The sequence below is a fragment of the Halorubellus litoreus genome, assembly GCF_037081675.1.
Classification (GTDB): domain Archaea; phylum Halobacteriota; class Halobacteria; order Halobacteriales; family Natrialbaceae; genus Halorubellus; species Halorubellus litoreus.
On the sequence record NZ_JAZAQL010000001.1, the window covers coordinates 291,023 to 309,717 of the forward strand.

Genomic DNA, 18,695 nt, shown 5'->3' on the forward strand with positions numbered 1-18,695 from the left:
CGTCGCTGGTCGCGGCTGATCGCTGGCGACGCGAGCGGGCCGCAGCTGCTCACTGGCGATGCGAGAACGGGAGACCGGGTTTCGCGGCCGCGGTCGCGGCCCCCATGACGGGGCGTCGCGGCCGTCCCCACCGGGCGCTATCGGTGCGAGCGCATACGGCGATTCGTGGGGACGACGACCTGCACGCTCGCTCGTAACGTGGTCGCGAACAAAAGCGATGCGGTGGCGTGCGACCGGCTACCACGCCGAGGCGCGGTGCGCGGTCGCGTCGCGGGACTACTTGATGCTGATGCCGCCGAACGCGACCGCGCCCGTCACGACGAGGTCGGGCGTCTCCCCGTCCTTCGCGAGCGGTGCGCGCGGCCGTTCGTCGGTGACCGCACCGAACAGCGGGAGGGCGTCCACCTCGACGACCCAGTCCTCGGGGACGTACACCTCGGCGCCGCCGAACACGACGAGCGCGTCCACCTCGCTCGGCTTCGCGCTCGCGGCGTCCCGGAGGTCGAGTTCCGCGCCGCCGAACGCGACCGCGAGGTCCGCGGACCGGAACAGTTCGCCGACCGGCCGGCGTTCGACGCCACCGAAGACCGCGACGAGGTCGAGGTCCTCCTTCAACACGGTCGGATCGGACCGACGCGACCGCGAGAGGAGGATGGTGAGCCCGGCGACCACGACGAGCACGGGCCAGTACGTCTCCGCGAACGCGTCCGTGACGACGTCGAGGACGAGCAACTGGACGCTCCCCGCGACGAGTATCAGGAGGACGGGCCCGGTGAGGTTCCGGAACCCGCTCTGGACGACGGCGTAGACGCCGACGAGGACGAACAGCGACGGCACGAACTGCACGAGCGACTCGGTCTCGAACATCCCTGTGGTCCCGAGGAGCAGGAGGACACCGAGGACGACGACGACGCCACCGAGGACTGACCGGTTGGTTACGCGGAGGTTCATGCTAGATATACGACGACAACGAATATAAAGCGCGCTCGCGGTCACCAGCCCGCGAGAATCGATACCCGGCAGCCACTCGAGCGCACGAAGAACCGACGAGCGGACCGGGCGAACTGCAGTCGGACGACGCGCCGACCGTCAGATGACCGCGAGAATCGCTTCCGCACCGGCCGCCCACAGCACCAGGCGGCCGGCGCTACCGACGAACGTCGCGAGCGCGAACTTCACGTAATCCTCCTCGAGCACCGAGAACGCGTAGATGGAGAGCGTGTCCGGGAACCCCGGCACGCACAGCGCCATCGCCAGTCCGACGTACCCGTACTTGCGGGCGATCTCGACGGTCTTGTTCTCGCTCCACTCCACGACGTCGAACCGCGACCGACGGAGGAACGAGATGATCGGCCCCGACTCCTTGGCCTCCTGCCCGAGGTGGAACGCGAACACGCTCCCGGCGGCCTTCCCGAGCCCGCTCACGAGGATGATCGCGGAGAGCTCGCCCCAGTACCCGACGCCGAGCTGGAGCGGTGCCGCGAGCACGACCTCGCTCGGCAGCGGAAGGACGAACGCGATGAGGAAGGAGTACACCGCGATGATACCGAGACCCGCCCAGCCCGTCGCCGTCTCCACGAGCACCTTCAGCCAGTGGAAGTCGAGCAAGCCACCCGAACCGTCTCCGTCCGAGTTCGAGCCTGCGGTCGTCGCGTTCGTCGCGTTCGTCGTCCCCTCCTGACCACCCAGGGACCCGAACGCGTCCGACCCGACCGACCCGACCGCGTCCACGCCGGGCGAACCCCCCGCGTTCGCTGCCGTCTCGGCCAGCGCCTCGACGCCCGTGCCCGCGGCGCTCGCCGGCAGCGACGCTATCGACGGAATCGCATGGAGGGTGCGAGCGGCGTGAATCGACGCGTCGGCGACTGCAAGCGCGGGGTCTACCACGACTTGTCTCGACCGTCAGCCGGCACGAAACCTAAGCCTTGTCCTCTGGACCGACGACCCCCGAACGCCGACGACCGCCGGTCGCCGAGACACCGGACGCCGTCGGTCTCAGCCGCCGTCCGCTGCGACCGTCGCCGTCACCGTCTCGACGTCCGCGACGAACGACTCCAGCATCTCGCGCGTGACGTGGGGCATGCAGACGACGCGGAGTTCGTCGTTCCCCGTCCGGGAGAGCCGCCAGCCGGCGTCCCGGAGCGATTCGAACGCGACGTCGTCGATGCTCGCGGCGACGAGCGGAAGTTCCGGCTCGACGACGTCGAGGCCGGCGTCCGCGAGCGCGTCCGCGAGCCAGTCGGCGTTCGCCTGCTGGCGCTCGTACTCCTCGCGGTAGCCGTCCGGCCAGAGTTCCGTCATCGCCGCGTGCGCGCTCGCCACGCCAGCACCGGAGCGCGTGCCAGTGAGCGTCGCCTGCGACGTCGACTCCAGGTACGGCGTATCTACCGCGAGCGCGTCGAACAGCGCCGGGTCGCGAGCGAGCAACCCGCCAGCCGGAATCGCCGCCTGCCCCATCTTGTGCGGGTCGATCGTCATCGTGTCCAGGGACGCGTCCGCGAAACTCCACTCGTGCCCCGAGAACGGCAGTACGAACCCGCCCCAGGCAGCGTCGACGTGCATGAGTGCGCCGTACTCCGACGCGACCGCCGCCAGTTCCGGGATGGGGTCGACGCGCCCGTACTCAGTCGACCCCGCAACGCCGACGACGAGCACGGTATCCTCGTCGCAGAACCGCTCGACAGCACCGACGTTCGCGCGTCGGTCGTCCCGTAGCGGCGTCACGCGTAACTCGACGCCGAGGACGTCAGCCGCCTTCTTGAACGAGAAGTGCGCGCTCTCGGGCACGACCACGTTCGGCGTGTGCGTCACGCAGCGGTTCCGCGCCATCCGCACCGCCTGGATGTTCGCCTCCGTCCCGCCGGACGCGACGTACCCCGCGGGGTCGTCGACGCCGGCGACCTCGCCCAGCATCGCAACGACCTCGTCCTCGAGGTCGGAGACGGTCTGGTACGTCGCCGGGTCACCGGGATTCGTCGCCAGGAACTCGCCGGCGGCCTCGCGAGCGACCGGGTGCGGTTCCGTACACATCGACGAGAGCACCCGGTCGAAGTCCTGTGGCTGGCCGCGCATACCAACACGTTCGTCGTGGAGAGTTTATCAGTTTTGTTTCGGGAACTCTCGACCACGAGCGCCGGACTCCACCCGGAAGGCACCGAGCGCTAGAAGCACAATATCGCGAGAAGGGATCATCCGCATTCGGGCGTTTGAGCCGGTGAGTCGAGGGTCTATGCGATTGGGGCGCCCGTGTCCCCGACGATACCGGGTTCACCGACCGGCGCGACCACGCCGGTGCTCGCGTTCGCCGTCGGTCCGACTCCCGTCCGCATCACGACCTCGCCGTTCGAGCCGTACATCGCGAGGTTGATCGCGCCGCCGATACCGGTCTCCGGCTTCGGAACGGGCTCGAAAGAGACGTTGAGTTGTCGACCGCCGGCCGCGGTGACGTAGATGGTCTCGCCCGCACTGAAGTTCGCCGGGAGCGTCGTGTACGCGACACCACGACCGACCTGCGGCGTGATGACGACCTGCGTCCCGGCCGCGACCGTGTCACCGCCCTCGTGCGTGATCTTCAGCACGCTCCCGTTGTACTCGTAGTCGAAGTCGACGGTCGTCGCCTGCTGTCGGGCGGTCGACACCCACGCTGGCGTGGACGCGTCGACGCCGCCGACCTTCGCGAGCTCGAACTCGAACTCGGTGGTCGCGTTCCCGTACTGGGCCTCCTGGACCGCGGCGACGGAGAGCTCGTAGAGGCGACCGTCCGGGTTCACGACGAACCGACCGTCGAAGGACGTGATGGCCTGCGCGCCCTGGACGCTGGACGGACCGGACGCGACGTACTCGATGCGCGTCTCGCCGTCGACCTGATAGGTCCGGTTGACGGTGAAGTTCCCGAGGCGGACGTACTGGACGAGTTGCTCGGTGTAGTTCAGCGACTGGATGCTTCCGTCGACGCGGTAGTCGCTGTAGACGGTCCGCGTGTCGTTCGCGGTCTCCGTGAGCACCCACGTGTCGTTGACGAACGCGCGCGTCGTCGAGTTCCCGCGACTCGTTCGCGTATCGTACTCGTAGATGGTGTCGCCGTTCTCGGCGACGCGCTGCACGCCGTCGCGCTGGAGCGACAGCAGTCCAGAGGAGTTCTGCGCGGTCTCGACGCGGTAGCTCGTCCCCGAGAGGGATCCGAAGTGCGCCGACAGCAGTCGGGTGCCGTTGACGCCGTTCCCGGTCATCCACGGGGCCGTGTCGATGCCTTCGAGCGGGTTCCCGTCGCTGCCGTCACCGCCGTCGGTCCCGGTGGTCGTCCCCGGGTCGGTCGTCCCGTTCGCCGTCGGCGCCGTCGACGTGGTCTGCCCGCCGCTGCATCCGGCGAGCGCGACCATCGCGACGACCGCGACGACGAGGAGGGTTCTCGATGTGTCCATGTATCGTCTGCACCCGTCCGCGCCTAAGTATCTCTTGGTTCGAGGGACGCTTCTCGCGGACGGTACCGCGGGTGATTCGAGCGGCGAAGTCGTGCGTCGAGCTGTGAGGTGCGACGTCGTGGTCGCGTCGTCGACCGGCCGGACGGTCGAACGACCGGTGAACTGAATTGATACAAGCGAGTACGGTATCGGAAGGATGGAGGCGTTCGAGCGCGCGAAGCGAGGGTTCGAGGCCGTGGAGTCGCGAGTGAACGACAGGCTTCCGGGGTGCCTGAAGGTCGGGTTCCTGACGCTCTACCTGTATTCGGACCGCGGGAACGGGGTCGTGGACGCGGTCGCCGACCGCGGGCCGTGGCGACGCTGGCACGACGTCGGCGTCGCGATACTCGCGGTCGTGATGGCGAGCGGGCTCGCGGCCGTCGGCTGGGTCGCGGTTGCGGTGGCGACGCGGGACGTCGAGGCGACGGCGGCGAATCAGGCGAACAACGTCCTCGCGATCCCGGGCGTGAACGACTTCATGCCGCTCGCGGCGACCGGGTACGTCGTGCTCGCGCTGCTGGTCGCGACCGTCGTCCACGAGGGCGGGCACGCCATCGGGTTCCGTATCGAGGGCGTCGACCTCGACGAGCTCGGCGTCGCACTCCTGTTCGGCGTGCTCCCCATCGCGGCGTACGCCAAGCCCGCCGAATCGCTCGACGCCGTCCCGGCACGCGGCCGGCTGCGAGTGTTCGCCGCGGGCGTCGCGAACAACGTCGCCGTCACCGCGCTCGTCGGCGTCGGCTTCCTCGTCGTCGGCGTCGGCGCCGTCACCGACGCGTACCTCGCGTACTTCGGGTGGCTGTACACGACCGCGGCCGCGCCGACGGCGGCCGACGTCGCGGGACTCGGCGTCGCCGTGAACGCGCTCTTCTGGACGGGGTTCCTGAACGCGAACCTCGCCGTCCTGAACGCGCTCCCCATCTGGCCGTTCGACGGCGGGAAGGCGACGCGCGTCGTCCTCGAACTCGCCGGTGACGCCGTCGGCATCCGCGACACTCGCGCCGTCTGGGTGGCCGCGAGCGCGCTCACCGCGGGTATCGTCGCGTTCGTCGTCGTCGGCCCGACCGTGCTCTGAGAGCGACTCGCCCGCTCGTTGCCGAATCGCGCCACCGGCGTCGACGGGAGAAGAACCGGTCTGCGGTCAGCGGACGTCGTCGAGGATGAGCTTCTGCTCGACGCGCTTGACCTCGTGCTGGACGTCCCGGACCGCGTCGATGTTCGCGGAGATGCTCGACACGCCCTCGTTCACGAGGAACTGCACCATCTCCGGTTTCGAACCGGCCTGCCCGCAGATGGAGGTCTTGACGTCGTGCTCGCGGCACGTCTCTATCGTCGACCCGATGAGCTCCAGGACCGCGGGGTGGAGTTCGTCGAAGCGACTGGCGACGCGACCGTTGTTCCGGTCGACCGCGAGCGTGTACTGCGTGAGGTCGTTCGTCCCGAAGCTCGCGAAGTCGATGCCCTGTTCGGCCATCTCCTCGACGCACAGCGCGGAACTCGGCGTCTCGATCATCACGCCCCACTTGCGCTTCGCGGGGTCGATACCGGCTTCGACCATGAGCTGTTTCGCGCGAACGACGTCCTCGGCGTCGTTCACCAGCGGGAGCATGAGTTCGACGTTGTCGTACCCCATCGACCAGAGCCGCCGGAACGCTTCGAGCTCGTGCTTGAACGTCTCCGGGTTCTCGATGCTCCGCCGGATGCCGCGGTAGCCGAGCATCGGGTTGTGCTCTTCGGGTTCGTCACCGCCGCCCTGGAGTTGGCGGAACTCGTCGGTCGGCGCGTCCAGGGTGCGGACGCGGACCGGCCGCGGGTAGAACTCCTCGGCGACGCGCTGGATGCCGTCGATGATCTCGTCGACGTACGCTTCGACGCCGTGATCGGCCACGTATCGCTCAGGCGTCTTGTTCGTCGACATGATCATGTGCTCCATGCGGAGGAGGCCGACGCCGTCCGCGCCCGTCGCGGCGGCGCGCTCCGCCGCTTCCGGGATCGAGACGTTCACCTTCACTTCGGTCGCGGTCATCGGCTTCACGGGCGACTGCGGGCGGACCTCCTCGACGGGTTCGCGCTGCTCGTCGTCGGTCTCGACCGCGCCGGCGCGGATGGTGCCCTTGTCGCCGTCGATGGTGACGACCTGGCCGTCGGTCAGCGTCGTCGACGCGTCGCCCGCGCCGACGACCGCGGGAACGCCGAGTTCGCGCGAGACGATGGCGGCGTGACTCGTCATCCCGCCCTCGTCGGTGACGATACCGGCGGCGCGCTTCATCGCGGGCACCATGTCCGGCGTCGTCATCTCCGTGACGATGATGTCGCCTTCCTCGACCTTGTCGAGCTGGTCGAGCTTCTTCACGATGCGCGCCGCACCGCTCGCGATACCGGGACTGGAGCCGAGGCCGGAGACGAGGACGTCCCCTTTCCCGCCGTCGGTCGTCGTCCCGCTCGTGGTGCCGTCGTCGTTACTCACGCCGACGTCCGCGTCGACGCGCGTGTCGCCAGCGTCCTCCGTCTCCTCGGCGATGGTCGTGATGGGGCGGGACTGCAGCATGTAGACGTCGTCCCCGACGATCGCCCATTCGACGTCCTGTGGCGTGTCGTAGTGCGATTCGACGGTCTCGCCGAGGTCGCGGAGCGCGTCGAGTTCCTCGTCGGTGAGGACGCGCCGTTCGCGGTCGCCCTCGGGGACCTCGCGTTCGACGGTCTCGCCGGTCGCCTCGTCCTTCTCCATCATCACCTTCTTGTCCGCGACCGTCACCTCCTCGACGGTCCCGGTCTGGCGGTCCAGGACGTAGTTGTCCGGTGACACGGACCCGGAGACGACCGCTTCGCCGAGCCCCCACGCGGACTCGACGATCATCTTCGGTTCGCCCGTCGAGGGATGGCTGGTGAACATCACGCCGGACTTCTCCGCGTCGACCATCTGCTGGACGACGACGGCGATGTTGACGTCCGAGTGCTCGAACCCCTGCTGTTTCCGGTAGTAGATCGCGCGTTGCGTGAACAGGCTCGCCCAGCACTCTCGCACCCGCTCCAGGAGGTCCTCGGCGGTGATGTTGAGGAACGTCTCCTGTTGGCCCGCGAACGACGCGTCCGGGAGGTCCTCCGCGGTCGCGGACGAGCGGACGGCGACGAACTCCTCGCCGTCGCCGAGGTCGGCGTACGCGCCGAGGATCTCCTCGCGGAGCTCGTCGGGGAACGGCGAGTTCAGGATGAGTTCGCTCGCGCGCTCCTGGGCGGCGGCGAGTGCTTTGGTGTCGTCGACGTCGACGTCCACCGCTTCGAAGAGGTCCTCGGCGATGCCGGCCTCCTCGATGAACCGTCGGTACGTGCCCGCGGTCACGACGAACCCTGGAGGGACGGGGAGTCCGGCGCCGGTCAGTTCACCGAGTGAGGCGCCTTTCCCGCCGACGCGTTCGAGGTCGCTGGCTCTGATGTCGTCCAGCCACAGTACTGCCATCTGTGTCCGGTCCTGCGCCGGAGACGACCAAGAAGGTTCCGACACCAGCGAATGTAATTTCACTCGCGGACGCGTTAATGCGCGCCAGCGGCGGCGCGAGACGGCCGGTAAGTTCGCTGTCACCTCGGGCCCCAGAGTTAATACGACTGTCCCGCGAGCGTTCTCGCATGGACGCAAAGCAGACCGTCAAGTACGTCGCGTTCCATCAGGTGCTCGCGACGCTCGCGGCCGTGGTGGGCCTGGGAATCGTCGGCGTCGGTGCGTGGCTCGGATTCGGCGACGCGGCCCAGATAGTGTTGAGCGACGCCCCGCAGAACTGGGGTGATGCGGTGGCGGCGGCGAACCCGACGACGTTCGTCGCGCTCGCGGTCGTCGGCGTGATAGTCTGGCAGGTCGGGAAGACCGTCGCGCTCGTCGTGACCATCGGGAAGGTCGCCGACGCCGTCGGTGGTGGCGGCGGTGGCGCGGACGCGGAGGCCGTGAAGCGCGCGGTGTTGAGCGACGTCGACGACCGCATCTCGAGCGTCGAGTCGGACGTGAAACGTCACGAGCAGGCGCTCTCGGACGCCGAGCGTGCGTCGAGCGGCGCAGGCGCGGGTCGGGCGTCGGGCCAGAGCGCGTCCGCGAGTGGCGAGAGCGGCGGCCGACGGTCGCGCCGTCGCGGGTCGAAGAGCGAGGACGCGAGCACGGGCGACGGCGCGAGTTCGTCGGGCGGAGCGTCCACGGACGCGGCTGGCGGCCGGGAGTCGAACCGGAAGAGCAACCGGCGCGCGTCCCGGTCGAGCGAGAGCGGGTCGACCGACGGCGGCGACGGCAGCGCGAACTGACCGCGGTGGGCGCCGCCGTGGCGCTCGGTTAGACGCCAGGCGGTCATTCTCGCGGGGGTCGAGCGTTCGAGGAGTTTACGCTTCGAGGATGTCGTCGGTCTCGTACTCTGGGACGCGAAGGTCGCCGTCGAGTGCGACGGTCGCCTCCCCGCCGACGCGGACCTCGCCGCCGTCGACGCGGACGCGGACCGTCCCCGGCCGGTCCAGGTAGTGACCTTGCTCGCAGACGAGTTCGTCCGGGAAGTCCGTGAACGCGCCAGCCTGCCGGAGGTACGCGCCAACGGCGCCGCTCGCCGTACCGGTGACGGGGTCCTCGCTGATACCGAGGCTCGGACAGAACGCGCGAGCGTGCAGCGTGCTGTCGGCGTCGAGCGCGTCGAACGTGAACAGGTACACGCCCGCGGCGTCGTACTCGTCCGCGAGCGCTTCGACCGCGTCGTCGTCCGGCGTGGCGTCGCCGACGTGCTCGAGGAAGTTCACGGGAATCACGAGGAACGGGAGGCCCGTCGACGCGACCGCGGCGGAGAGGTCCGCGCCGACGTCCTGGAACGCGGCCGGGTCCACGCCGAGTGCCTCGCCGACGCGCTCGTAGTCGACGTCCACGGGCTGGACCGACGAGGTGTCCTGGGTCATCCACACCATTCCGTCGTCGGTGACGTCGACGTCGAGCACGCCGACGTTCGTCTCGACGGTGTGCGTGCCCGCGTCGAGTTCGTCGTCCTCGCGGAGGAACCCGTGCGCGGCGATGGTCGCGTGCCCGCAGAGGTCGACCTCCTGCGTCGGCGAGTAGTACGTCAGTCGACGGTCCGCGTCGTCGCTCCCCGCGAGGAACGCGGTCTCGCTCACCGAGAGTTCGCGCGCCACCGCCTGCATCTGTTCGGCGTCGAGGTCGTCGGCGTCCGGGACGACGCCGGCGGCGTTCCCCGCGAGCGGTTCGGTCGTGAACGCGTCGACGAGCGCCACCCGTCGCGTGTCGTGATCGGGCGTGTCGTGGTCGGTCACGACTACGCGGAGGGACGGCCGCCTCAAGAAGCTACAGGTCCGCGGGCCACGCGGCGAGGTCGTCACAGTCGACCGGTCCACGCGGCGAGGTCGTCACAGTCGACCGGTCCACGCGGCGAGGTCGTCGACGAGCGCTTCGAGGACGTTCCCGGGCTGGAGGTACTCGCTCGGCGTCGACGGCCCCTCGCCCGGCAGGAACAGGTGGTTCGCGGTCGCGTACGTCCGGAACGTCGCGTTCCCGGCGTCCGCGAGTGCGTCCGCCCACGGCTGGCGTTCGCGCTCGACCGGGACCTGGTAGTCCCGGCCGGCGAACGCGAGGAATCGCGGGACGTCGAGGTCGGCGGCGACGGCGGTCTGGTCGTACGCGGCGAGCTGCCGCCAGAAGTTCGCGTGGTACCCGAGGACGACCTCGTCGTCGCCGAGGTCGCCCGCCTGGATGCGGTCGACCGCGGCGTCGACCGCCTCGATGCGGTCGCGTTCGGCGTCGCTCACCGCGCCGTCGACGTTCGCGAGGTACTCGATCTGCACCTCGATGAGCGCCGCGAGCGACCCGGCCGGGCCGGCGAGCGACGCCATCCCCGCGGTCTCCGCCGCAGTCGCGATGCGGGGCGCAGCCATCCCGCCGAGGCTGTGCCCGACGACCGCGACCGGCCCGACCGCGTCCTCGCCGCGGAGGACGTCGACCGCGGCGACGGCGTCGTCGACCGTGAGGTCGTCGAGGTCGAGGCCGTCCGAGCGAGCGACGTCGCACGCGAACGTCCGCTTGTCGTACCGGAGAACGGCGACGCCACGGGACGCGAGCCCCCACGCGAGGTCCTGGAACGGCCGGTTCGGGCCGAACGACTGGTTCCGGTCGTTCGGCCCGGAGCCGTGAACGAGCACGACGCCGGGGACGGTCTCGCCGTCGTCGACCGCGGCGTCCGGGAGCGAGAGCGTCGCATCGAGGTCGCACGCGGGCGACGGCACGGTGCGCTCGCGTTCGACGAACGCCTCGCTGTCGACGTACGCGGGCGGTTCGTACGCGGCGTCGGTCGGCCGGAAGTTCAGGCCGGCGAGGTCGCGGCCGGTGAACGTCACGACGACGAGGAGGACGCCGCGCTCGAACGTCGCGCGCAACGCCACGAACGGGTACCCCTGGCTCGACCCCTGCTGGGCGACTGTCGCCCCGCGGTACGCGCCGAGGTCGCCCGCGAACTGTCGCCACGGGTCCGCGATGGCGCTCGCGGACACCTGGCCCTCGAACTGGTCGGCGAACCGGCCGACGACCGCGTGGAACTCGCCGCCGGCGAGTTCTTCGGTCACGCGTTTCGCGATGGCGACGCGCTCCGCGTCCGTCACCGGCTCCGCGGTCGTCTCCTCCGCGGTCGGTTCGGTCGCGGTCGCTGCCTCGGTCGTCGCGACGGTGGTTGGGGCCGTCGTCGCGTCGGTGCTCGTCTCGGTCGGCTGGCCGTCGCCGGCGCAGCCGGCGAGCGCAGTCGCTGCGACGCTGGCAGCGCCAGCGAGCACGCGCCGCCGCGGGAGGTCGGACGGGGACATACACGGGAGTTCGTCGAATCGCCGCTTTGCGTTTTCGGTGCCGGCGGTCGCCGCCGTCGCTCGACGGGCGTCGAACCCGCAGCGTGGTTGCGCGAGGAGTGAACGCTATACGGGTCGCGCTCGTAGCACGACCCGAACTCCCGATGGACCTCGCTCGCGTTCGCGCGTTCGACCCGATAACGGTCACCGACCAGCCGCGGGACGCTGGCGTCCTCATCCCGGTCGTCGAGCGCGCCGACGGCGACTACCTCCTGTTCACGAAGCGCAGCGACGAGCTCGGCAAGCACCCCGGCCAGATGAGCTTCCCCGGCGGCGGCCGCGAGCCCGAGGACGAGGACATCGAGGCGACCGCGCTCCGCGAGGCGTTCGAGGAGATCGGGCTCGCGCCCGAGGAGACCGAGGTCGTCGCGCGCATCGATGACATCCGCACCATCACCGAGTACGCGGTGACGCCCGTGGTCGCACGCATCCCCGACCGGACGTACCGGCCGGACGAGCGCGAGGTCGCCGAGGTCGTCGTCGTCGCCGTCGACGACTTGCTGGACCCGGAGAACTACGAGGTCGAGCGCCGCGACCACCCGGAGTACGGCGAGGTCGTCGTCCACTACTTCCACGTCGACGACTACACCATCTGGGGCGCGACCGCGCGCATCCTCGTGCAGTTCCTCGAACTCACGACGGACTGGCGCGCGCCCGACAAGATGGACCGCGAGAACCGGTTGGCGTAGGAACGCGAGACCACAAGAACCGGCTCGCGTAGGCGCCATCCGGAACCGCTCGTGCGGCCGGTGGTCAGAAGACGACGCGTTCGAGCGCGCGCCGGACGAACCCGGGACGGCGCTCCGAGCGCGGGAACACCGTCACCGTCGTGCAGTTCGTCGCGGGGACCGCCGGCCGGTCCTCGAACAGCGCCGCACGGACCCGGTGGTCGGCGCCGCGACGGACGACGACGTCGCCCTGGGGCAGTTGCCCGCCGTCCGGCCGGTACGTCCCGGGCGACACCGACGCGGGGAGCATCGACGATAGCTCGGACTCGTACGCGACGCCGGCGCCCGCGCCGTCCTCGGTCGCCGCCGTCTCGCCGGTCGGCCGCCACAGCGAGAGCCGGGCGTCGTTCGCGACCGCGACCGCGTTCCCGACGGTCACCGCGGTGGGCTCGTACGGGCCGCCCTCGCCGACGACGACGACGTCCGCGGGGCGGTCGTACCCGAGGTTGTCGACGAGCAGGACGTCGCAGCCCGCGTGCCGGACGACCCAGTCGACGGGGTCGCCGAGGAGTCGCGACCGGAGCCGGAGCGGCTCGTGCTCGGCGAGGATCGAGTCCACGCCGCGCTTCGCGGCGAAGTTCACGATGGCGTGCTTCGTGTCGTGACTCACGATCTCGTCGGCCTCCACGTCGACGTCGAGTTCCGCGCCGAGCGCGTCGACGCGCGCCTCGAACGACCGGTCCTCGGTGGACTGGACGGTCGCGTGCTCGGTGAGCGGCGCCTGGTCGGGGATCTCCTGGAACCGGACCGCGACGACGCGACCGTCGTCCTCGCGGACGAGGTCCGCGGCGAGCGAGAGCAGTGCGCGCTCTCGGTCCGCACCGACGGGCTTCGTGAACGCGACGAGGACGTCGCTGGCCTCGCCTTCGGTCGCGGCGACGTCCGTCAGCGCGTGCTCGCCGAGTTGCTGCCGGACCGCCTTCCGCGCCTCGCCCTCGCGGGAGACGCGCGGCCGGACGTACACGAGGTACCAGCCGACGCTCCCGACGACGATGACGACCGCGCCGACGAGCGCTATCGTCCCCATCTGCGTGAGCAGCAGTGCGCCCGTGACCACGCCGAACACCTGCATCCACGGGTACAGCGGCGACTCGAACTCGGGCTCGTACGCGGTCGAGCCGTTCCGGAACGCGAGGACGGCGAGGTTCACGAGCGCGAACACCATGATCTGGAACGCGCTCGCGAGCTTCGCGATCTCGAGGATGGGGACGAACGCGATGAGCGCGAGCAGGACGGCACCCGTGACGGTGATGGACGTGACGGGCGTCCCGAACCGCTCGCTGATGGCTGAGAGCGAGGGCGGCGCGAGCGAGTCGCGACTCATCGCGAACGGGTAGCGCGACGACGAGAGGATACCGGCGTTCGCCGTGGAGACGAGCGCGAGGACGGCCGCGACGACGACCGCGAGCACGCCGACGTTCCCGAGGGTCTGCTCGGCGGCGACCGCGACGGGCGTGAGCGACCCGGCGACGCTCCCCGGGTCGGTGACGCCGACGAGGACGGCGACGATGCCGACGTACAGGAGCGTCGTGAACGCGAGCGACCCGAGGATGCCCAGCGGGATGTTGCGCCCGGGGTTCTCGACCTCCTCGGCGACGCTCGCTACCTTCGTCACGCCCGCGTACGAGACGAACACGAGGCCGGTCGCGGCGAGCAGACCGCCGATACCGTCACCCCAGAAGTTCGCGTAGTTCCCCGCCTGCACGCTCGGCGCGCTCCCGGCGGCGAACCAGCCGAGCGCGGCGAGCATCACGACGACGATGACGGTCTGGAGGCGGCCGGTCTGCTTCGCGCCGACGACGTTCACGAGCACGAGCACTGCCGCGAGCGCGAGCGCCACGGGCTTGAGCGGCAGGTCGAACAGCAGCAGCAGGTACGGGACGCCGCCGACGAGCGCGAGCGCGCCCTTGAACGACAGCGAGAACCACGTCCCGACGCCCGCGATGGTGCCCAGCAGCGGCCCCATGCCGCGCTCGATGTAGATGTACGTGCCGCCGGCTTCCGGCATCGCGGTCGCCATCTCGGACTTCGAGAGCGCCGCCGGGATGACGAGCAGGCCGGCGAGCAGGTACGCGACGATGACGGCCGGCCCGGCTATCTCGAGCGCGAGCGCCGGCAGGATGAAGATGCCGCTCCCGATCATCGCGCCGATACTGATGGCGAGCACCGAGGGGAGCCCGAGGTCGCGTTCGAGGCCCTTCATGCGGTCCTCGCGACGGCGTCCGCGACGGCGGTCGTGACGCAGACGGGTTCGTGGCCCGCCGCGGCCATCGACGTCACTCGCTCCGGGTGGTGAGTCAGGACGACGACGCGCTCGACGTCGAAGTGCGCGCGCACCTGCTGGGCGACGAGCAGGTTGCGGGCGTCGGACCCGGTGGCGACGACGACGGCGTCGGCGTCGGTCAATTCGGCGGTCGAGAGCGTCGCGGCGTCCGCTGGGTCGCCGCGAACGCTACTGCCGTCGGTCGTGACCGCGGCCTCGTCGACGCGAGCGACGACCTGGCCGTCGGTCCGTAGCCGGTCGGCGATGGCGTCCCCGACGTGACCGCCGCCGAGAACGTGGTGGTCTGGATGCGGTTCCTCCTGTCTGACCCCGTTGAACGGGAGCGTGGGTCGTTCGAGTGACATCGTTGCTGTGGTCGCTCCCGAGGGGAACCGCGAGCGCCACCAGTCACTATCGGACGAGAGAGCATAAACCCGCGCATTTTTCTGAAAGACCGAGAATAAAGTCCGTTATAATCCTTATTCCGGAGTTAATTAAGAGCATAATACCAAGTCTTCAATTTCGCTGTGGCGCGACGGTGCGCCTTCGTTTCGTTCCTCGAACGCAGGACTATCCGGGTTACACCCTACGGACCGACCACGAGAACAGGCTGGCGTCGTCGCCTCGCACGCTCGGTCGCGTCGTCGCTTCAGATACTCGTTCGCGGGACGCTCCCGAACGCCGGCGTCCGCACGCACTCGAATCCCCCTCCGCGTCGCACTCCCTCGCGTCTCGTTCCCCCGAATCGCGCTGGCGGTCGCATCGGTCGCCCGATGCCAGGAGCGGGCGGCAGCGACCGTCAGATGGACTGACTCACAGAGACTTCGACCGAAAGCTTCGCGGCCGGGTCAGGTCATCACCCCAGCGACTGCCGGTAGTTCGCCGGTGGTCGGCCCCACCGAGCGCGTCGTCGCGGCCAGGTCCGTGCCGGCGTCGACCCCGTCGAAGGGCGTCGACGACTCGCCTGTCGTCCGTGTCATGCGTTCACATCACTTGCGAGACGAACGGATAAGTTTGGTGGACAAACACCCCACCAGTCCTAGAAGCTCGTTAAACACTAGTCGTGTTGAACGAATACGGTAAACGTACGACCAACCAATCCGGGTTTCTCCGTCTGGAACGGGCGTTCGTCAGTCGAGGCAGTGCGCGACGACGCGGAGCATCCGGTCGCCGTGGACCTCGTCGGCGAACAGCGGCACGCGCTTGACGTCGTGGCCGCGGAAGACGTCCTGGGCGCGAGCGAGCGCGCCCTGCTGGACCGACCACCGCTGCTGGCAGAACTCGCAGTCGTCGAGGTCCGGCGTGACGAACTCGGTCGCGTCCACGTCGTCCGTGACGTCCGCGAGGTCCTCCATCACCTTGTTCACGACGACGGTGTCGTTCGGAATCGAGTAGTCCTCGAGCTGGCGGATGAGCCGCTCGCTCTCGATGACGCTCATCTCCTCGGGGATCATGACGACGCGGAAGTCGGTCTGGGCGGGGTCCTGGAGGACCGCACGGAGCTCCTCGATGCGGTCCGCGAGCTCGCGGAGGTCGCCCATCGCCGCCTCGCTCTCGTCGTCGTCCCCGAACATCCCCATCATGCCGTCCATGAGCCCGCTGAGGCGTTCGCGGAGCGAGAGCATCCGGCCGACCATCGAGTCCATGACCTCCGGGAGTTCGAGCAGGCGGAGCGTGTGTCCAGTCGGTGCGGTGTCGACGACGACGCGCTCGAACCGCGGGTCGTCGATGTACTCCAGGAGCAGTTGCAGTGCCGCCGCCTCGTCCGCGCCCGGCATCGCGCCACCCATCAGCGACCCCATCGGGTCGTCGCCACCGAGCAGTTCGCCGAGACCACCCATCGGGCCGGCGCCGCCGCTCGCGTCCCCGAACGGGCCCCCCGCGTTCGCACCGCCGGCGCCGCCGGTGCCCGCGCCACCTGCGCCCGTCCCGGCGTCGTCACCGAACGGGTCCGACCCGCCGTCGCCGCCCGCGAACCCGAGCGCGTCCACGCCCTCCTCCGCGGCGACCTCCGGGTCTATCTCCGCGCCCCACAGCGGGACGTCCTCGCGGACGCGCCCGGGCTTGGCGGGGACGTCCACGCCGAGCGTGTCCGACAGCGAGTGCGCGGGGTCAGTGGAGACGACGAGCGTCTTCGTGCCGTCGCTCGCGCTCGCGAGCGCCGTCGCCGCCGCCATCGTCGTCTTCCCGACACCGCCCTTCCCGCCGTACAGGACGTACTCGGGCGCGTCCACGCCGTCGAGCGCGACGTCCTCGGTCGTGCGCGTCCCCGGTTCGTTCCCTGCGTCGTCGACGACGTCCACGTCGATGCTCGACGACCCGTCACCGTCCTCGTCCTCGACCTCGTCGACCGGCGAGACGTCGATGTCACTCATACAGGCGGGTTGGCCGCTCGCACTTGTGTACTTCCCGGTCCGGACCGAGCACGGATACCCCTCGAGGGCGTGCAGGCACCCCAAGGCCCTTTAGGTCGGTGGACGCACCCGTGGAACGAATGTCGCGCGTCCCCCGCCGCCGTCTCCTCGCCCGCGCCGCCGCCGGCACCGCCGCCGCCCTGGGCGTTGCCGGAACCACGACCGCCCTCATCGACGACGACCGCACCCCTGCCGAGCAGTTCAACGCCGCCATCGAACCGTGCCCGGGCGACGCCGAGAAAGCCGACCCGTACTTCGTCGTCCGCGGCTCCGGCCCGATGGACGGGATGGTCCTCCAGAGCGACGACGTCGTCGCCATCGGGGACTCCCTCACGGTCTCGCTCGTGAACGAGTCAACCGAATCCAGAACCACTGGCCTACGGTGGAAGCGCGACATCCACCATCGCGTCGGCGACCGCTGGCATACCGTTCTCGGCAACGAGTGGGGTGGTTACGGCGGCCCGCAACCCGGCCACGAACACGCCCCTGGCGAGGGCTTCCGGTGGACGTTCCCGTTCGACCGCGAGGGCATCGAGACGTCGCTCCTCGGCGATAGCGTGCGGGTCTGCGGCCCCGTCGAACCCGGCCGCTACCGCTTCGTCTTCTGGGGTATCAACCCGGTGGACGCCAGCTCGAACGGGGTCGAGCACGACCTCGTCATCGGCACCGAGTTCGACGTCGTCGAGCCACCAGACGCCAGTCGATAGCCGCCCGTGACCGTCGGTGGCGGCCGACAGCAGCCAGTGGCGGTCGGTAGAGGAGGTAAGCGAGTGTTTCGGACCGGCTGGCAGTCTGAGCGGTGGAGCGAAGCGACGTGTGGTCGTCGCTACGTCCGTTGGCGGTACGCGAGCGTTCACCGAGGTTACGGACGATTAACGAAGAGGGTCGAGTGCGTGGGCTCCGAGCAGTCTCGACCATGTCACGAGGAGATTCGGGAACGGACGACGGCGGGTCGCGAACGACCAGCAAACGCGGGGTGTCGAGGCGTCGACTGCTGCAGGTCGCCGGCACGAGCGTCGGAGCAGCGAGCGTCGTCGCGAGTTCCTCCGGGAGCGCGCGACGGGATGCAGCCGGGACGACTGCGCCGACCGCCAGCGACTCGACGGCTCCGCGCTCGCTCGACGTGGACTGTCCGGACGCGACGGTCGAACCGAGCGTCACGCACTACGACCACTCGCTCCACGACGTCTGCAGCGACGGACACCCGGAGACGCGGAAGCTCCAGTATCGCGTTCGGACGGCGCTCGAATCCCAGTATCCGACGGTCGGCGCGCTCATCGACGACGGCTTCGTCCCGTACTTCGACTTCTTCGTCGAGGACGTCGTCTACTCGCACTGGCTGAAGCCCGCGTACGTCGCCGACGACGGTGTCGTCGACCCGTCCCGTCCCGAATCCGTGCTCGTCGACCACGAGTACTGGCGGCCGATGGGCGTGATGTTCGTCGCGACACCCGACGGCGAGCGCCTCGACCCGCCGCCGTCGACGTACGAGACCAGCGACGGTTCGTGCACGCCGTGGCACGCGCACGTCGGCGTCCCCGGCCGGTACGCGTGGGCGAAGTTCCGCGCGGCGGACGGCCTGGCGTTCGAGTGGCCGTGTCGCACGCCCTGGATGCTGCACGTCTGGAGTTACGCCGACGAAGCCGTGTACGGGCACGGCGCGCCAGCCGACCGCGGCGGCGCGCCCGCCGAACCCGCCGGGTTCGAGACCGACGCGGACCCGGAGACGGACCGACTGGCGCCCGAGCACCTCCCGGACGCGCTCCGCGAACGCTGCCGCGAACGCTGGGGCGGCGTCGCGGAGAAGTGGGGCGACACCTGGGCGGACGCCTGGGACGATGCGACCGAGGACGACGACGATGCCGGTGACGACAGCGGCTGGGGCTGGGAGTGGAACGTTGACGACTGGTAGCTCCAACGCCCCTGCGCTCGCGGTGAAACGGGAACCGAACGAACTGCGAGGGGCGTC

The 18,695-nt window shown here is 69.9% G+C and carries 16 protein-coding genes; 5 read left to right on the forward strand and 11 right to left on the reverse strand.

Features of this window, described 5'->3' with window-relative positions:
- Positions 1-276: 276 nt before the first annotated feature.
- From VYJ16_RS01500 to VYJ16_RS01515, 4 genes are all read right to left on the reverse strand, one after another.
- Positions 277-951 (reverse strand): LiaF transmembrane domain-containing protein, encoded by a 675-nt coding sequence (locus VYJ16_RS01500; protein WP_336348557.1) that lies wholly within the window; start codon positions 949-951, stop codon positions 277-279.
- A 138-nt stretch (positions 952-1,089) separates the two neighbouring features.
- Positions 1,090-1,608 carry a YqaA family protein gene (locus VYJ16_RS01505; protein ID WP_336349651.1) on the reverse strand — a complete coding sequence of 173 codons (519 nt, stop codon included), beginning with the start codon at positions 1,606-1,608 and terminating at the stop codon, positions 1,090-1,092.
- Between the two features lie 387 nt (positions 1,609-1,995).
- Positions 1,996-3,072: a tyrosine decarboxylase MfnA gene (gene mfnA / locus VYJ16_RS01510; RefSeq protein WP_336348558.1), complete on the reverse strand. Its 1,077-nt coding sequence runs from the start codon at positions 3,070-3,072 to the stop codon at positions 1,996-1,998.
- Positions 3,073-3,227: 155 nt separating this feature from the next.
- Complete coding sequence (locus VYJ16_RS01515; RefSeq protein WP_336348559.1) at positions 3,228-4,421, reverse strand: DUF7537 family lipoprotein; 1,194 nt, start codon at positions 4,419-4,421, stop codon at positions 3,228-3,230.
- A 196-nt stretch (positions 4,422-4,617) separates the two neighbouring features.
- On the opposite strand from VYJ16_RS01515, the gene VYJ16_RS01520 reads away from it, so the two are divergent.
- A complete protein-coding gene (locus tag VYJ16_RS01520) occupies positions 4,618-5,535 on the forward strand; it encodes a site-2 protease family protein (protein ID WP_336348560.1) in 918 nt (305 codons plus the stop codon).
- Positions 5,536-5,601: 66 nt separating this feature from the next.
- Here VYJ16_RS01520 and ppsA read toward each other — a convergent pair whose 3' ends face one another.
- Positions 5,602-7,917, reverse strand: coding sequence for a phosphoenolpyruvate synthase (gene ppsA / locus VYJ16_RS01525; protein WP_336348561.1), 2,316 nt, complete (start codon positions 7,915-7,917; stop codon positions 5,602-5,604).
- Between the two features lie 167 nt (positions 7,918-8,084).
- On the opposite strand from ppsA, the gene VYJ16_RS01530 reads away from it, so the two are divergent.
- Positions 8,085-8,744, forward strand: coding sequence for a hypothetical protein (locus tag VYJ16_RS01530; protein ID WP_336348562.1), 660 nt, complete (start codon positions 8,085-8,087; stop codon positions 8,742-8,744).
- 75 nt (positions 8,745-8,819) lie between these two features.
- Here the strand turns inward: VYJ16_RS01530 and VYJ16_RS01535 are convergent, their stop codons facing one another.
- Both VYJ16_RS01535 and VYJ16_RS01540 read right to left on the reverse strand, forming a co-directional pair.
- Positions 8,820-9,746, reverse strand: coding sequence for a PhzF family phenazine biosynthesis protein (locus tag VYJ16_RS01535; RefSeq protein WP_336348563.1), 927 nt, complete (start codon positions 9,744-9,746; stop codon positions 8,820-8,822).
- A gap of 93 nt (positions 9,747-9,839) precedes the next feature.
- Positions 9,840-11,282, reverse strand: a complete 1,443-nt coding sequence (locus VYJ16_RS01540) for an alpha/beta hydrolase (protein WP_336348564.1) — start codon at positions 11,280-11,282, stop codon at positions 9,840-9,842.
- 143 nt (positions 11,283-11,425) lie between these two features.
- On the opposite strand from VYJ16_RS01540, the gene VYJ16_RS01545 reads away from it, so the two are divergent.
- Positions 11,426-12,010: an NUDIX hydrolase gene (locus VYJ16_RS01545; RefSeq protein WP_336349652.1), complete on the forward strand. Its 585-nt coding sequence runs from the start codon at positions 11,426-11,428 to the stop codon at positions 12,008-12,010.
- A 64-nt stretch (positions 12,011-12,074) separates the two neighbouring features.
- Here VYJ16_RS01545 and VYJ16_RS01550 read toward each other — a convergent pair whose 3' ends face one another.
- From VYJ16_RS01550 to VYJ16_RS01565, 4 genes are all read right to left on the reverse strand, one after another.
- On the reverse strand, positions 12,075-14,252 hold the full coding sequence (locus VYJ16_RS01550; RefSeq protein ID WP_336348565.1) for an amino acid permease: 2,178 nt from the start codon (positions 14,250-14,252) through the stop codon (positions 12,075-12,077).
- On the reverse strand, positions 14,249-14,677 hold the full coding sequence (locus VYJ16_RS01555) for an NAD(P)-binding protein (protein WP_336348566.1): 429 nt from the start codon (positions 14,675-14,677) through the stop codon (positions 14,249-14,251). Before VYJ16_RS01555 ends, VYJ16_RS01550 begins: the two co-directional genes overlap by 4 nt.
- 483 nt (positions 14,678-15,160) lie before the next feature.
- On the reverse strand, positions 15,161-15,292 hold the full coding sequence (locus VYJ16_RS01560) for a hypothetical protein (RefSeq protein ID WP_336348567.1): 132 nt from the start codon (positions 15,290-15,292) through the stop codon (positions 15,161-15,163).
- Positions 15,293-15,442: 150 nt separating this feature from the next.
- Entirely contained in the window at positions 15,443-16,687 is a 1,245-nt protein-coding gene (locus VYJ16_RS01565) for an ArsA family ATPase (protein ID WP_336348568.1), read from the reverse strand.
- Positions 16,688-16,806: 119 nt separating this feature from the next.
- Between VYJ16_RS01565 and VYJ16_RS01570 the strand changes: the two genes are divergently transcribed.
- Together VYJ16_RS01570 and VYJ16_RS01575 are read left to right on the forward strand one after the other, a co-directional pair.
- Entirely contained in the window at positions 16,807-17,433 is a 627-nt protein-coding gene (locus VYJ16_RS01570) for a hypothetical protein (RefSeq protein WP_336348569.1), read from the forward strand.
- Between the two features lie 209 nt (positions 17,434-17,642).
- A complete protein-coding gene (locus VYJ16_RS01575; RefSeq protein ID WP_336348570.1) occupies positions 17,643-18,638 on the forward strand; it encodes a hypothetical protein in 996 nt (331 codons plus the stop codon).
- Positions 18,639-18,695 lie beyond the last annotated feature (57 nt).

Bases quoted from the DNA above. Each gene is read 5' to 3' on its own strand.
- VYJ16_RS01500 (WP_336348557.1), bottom strand. From the start codon at position 951: ATGAACCTCCGCGTAACCAACCGGTCAGTCCTCGGTGGCGTCGTCGTC.
- mfnA (WP_336348558.1), bottom strand. From the start codon at position 3,072: ATGCGCGGCCAGCCACAGGACTTCGACCGGGTGCTCTCGTCGATGTGT.
- VYJ16_RS01515 (WP_336348559.1), bottom strand. From the start codon at position 4,421: ATGGACACATCGAGAACCCTCCTCGTCGTCGCGGTCGTCGCGATGGTC.
- VYJ16_RS01520 (WP_336348560.1), top strand. From the start codon at position 4,618: ATGGAGGCGTTCGAGCGCGCGAAGCGAGGGTTCGAGGCCGTGGAGTCG.
- ppsA (WP_336348561.1), bottom strand. From the start codon at position 7,917: ATGGCAGTACTGTGGCTGGACGACATCAGAGCCAGCGACCTCGAACGC.
- VYJ16_RS01530 (WP_336348562.1), top strand. From the start codon at position 8,085: ATGGACGCAAAGCAGACCGTCAAGTACGTCGCGTTCCATCAGGTGCTC.
- VYJ16_RS01540 (WP_336348564.1), bottom strand. From the start codon at position 11,282: ATGTCCCCGTCCGACCTCCCGCGGCGGCGCGTGCTCGCTGGCGCTGCC.
- VYJ16_RS01545 (WP_336349652.1), top strand. From the start codon at position 11,426: ATGGACCTCGCTCGCGTTCGCGCGTTCGACCCGATAACGGTCACCGAC.
- VYJ16_RS01550 (WP_336348565.1), bottom strand. From the start codon at position 14,252: ATGAAGGGCCTCGAACGCGACCTCGGGCTCCCCTCGGTGCTCGCCATC.
- VYJ16_RS01555 (WP_336348566.1), bottom strand. From the start codon at position 14,677: ATGTCACTCGAACGACCCACGCTCCCGTTCAACGGGGTCAGACAGGAG.
- VYJ16_RS01560 (WP_336348567.1), bottom strand. From the start codon at position 15,292: ATGACACGGACGACAGGCGAGTCGTCGACGCCCTTCGACGGGGTCGAC.
- VYJ16_RS01565 (WP_336348568.1), bottom strand. From the start codon at position 16,687: ATGAGTGACATCGACGTCTCGCCGGTCGACGAGGTCGAGGACGAGGAC.
- VYJ16_RS01570 (WP_336348569.1), top strand. From the start codon at position 16,807: ATGTCGCGCGTCCCCCGCCGCCGTCTCCTCGCCCGCGCCGCCGCCGGC.
- VYJ16_RS01575 (WP_336348570.1), top strand. From the start codon at position 17,643: ATGTCACGAGGAGATTCGGGAACGGACGACGGCGGGTCGCGAACGACC.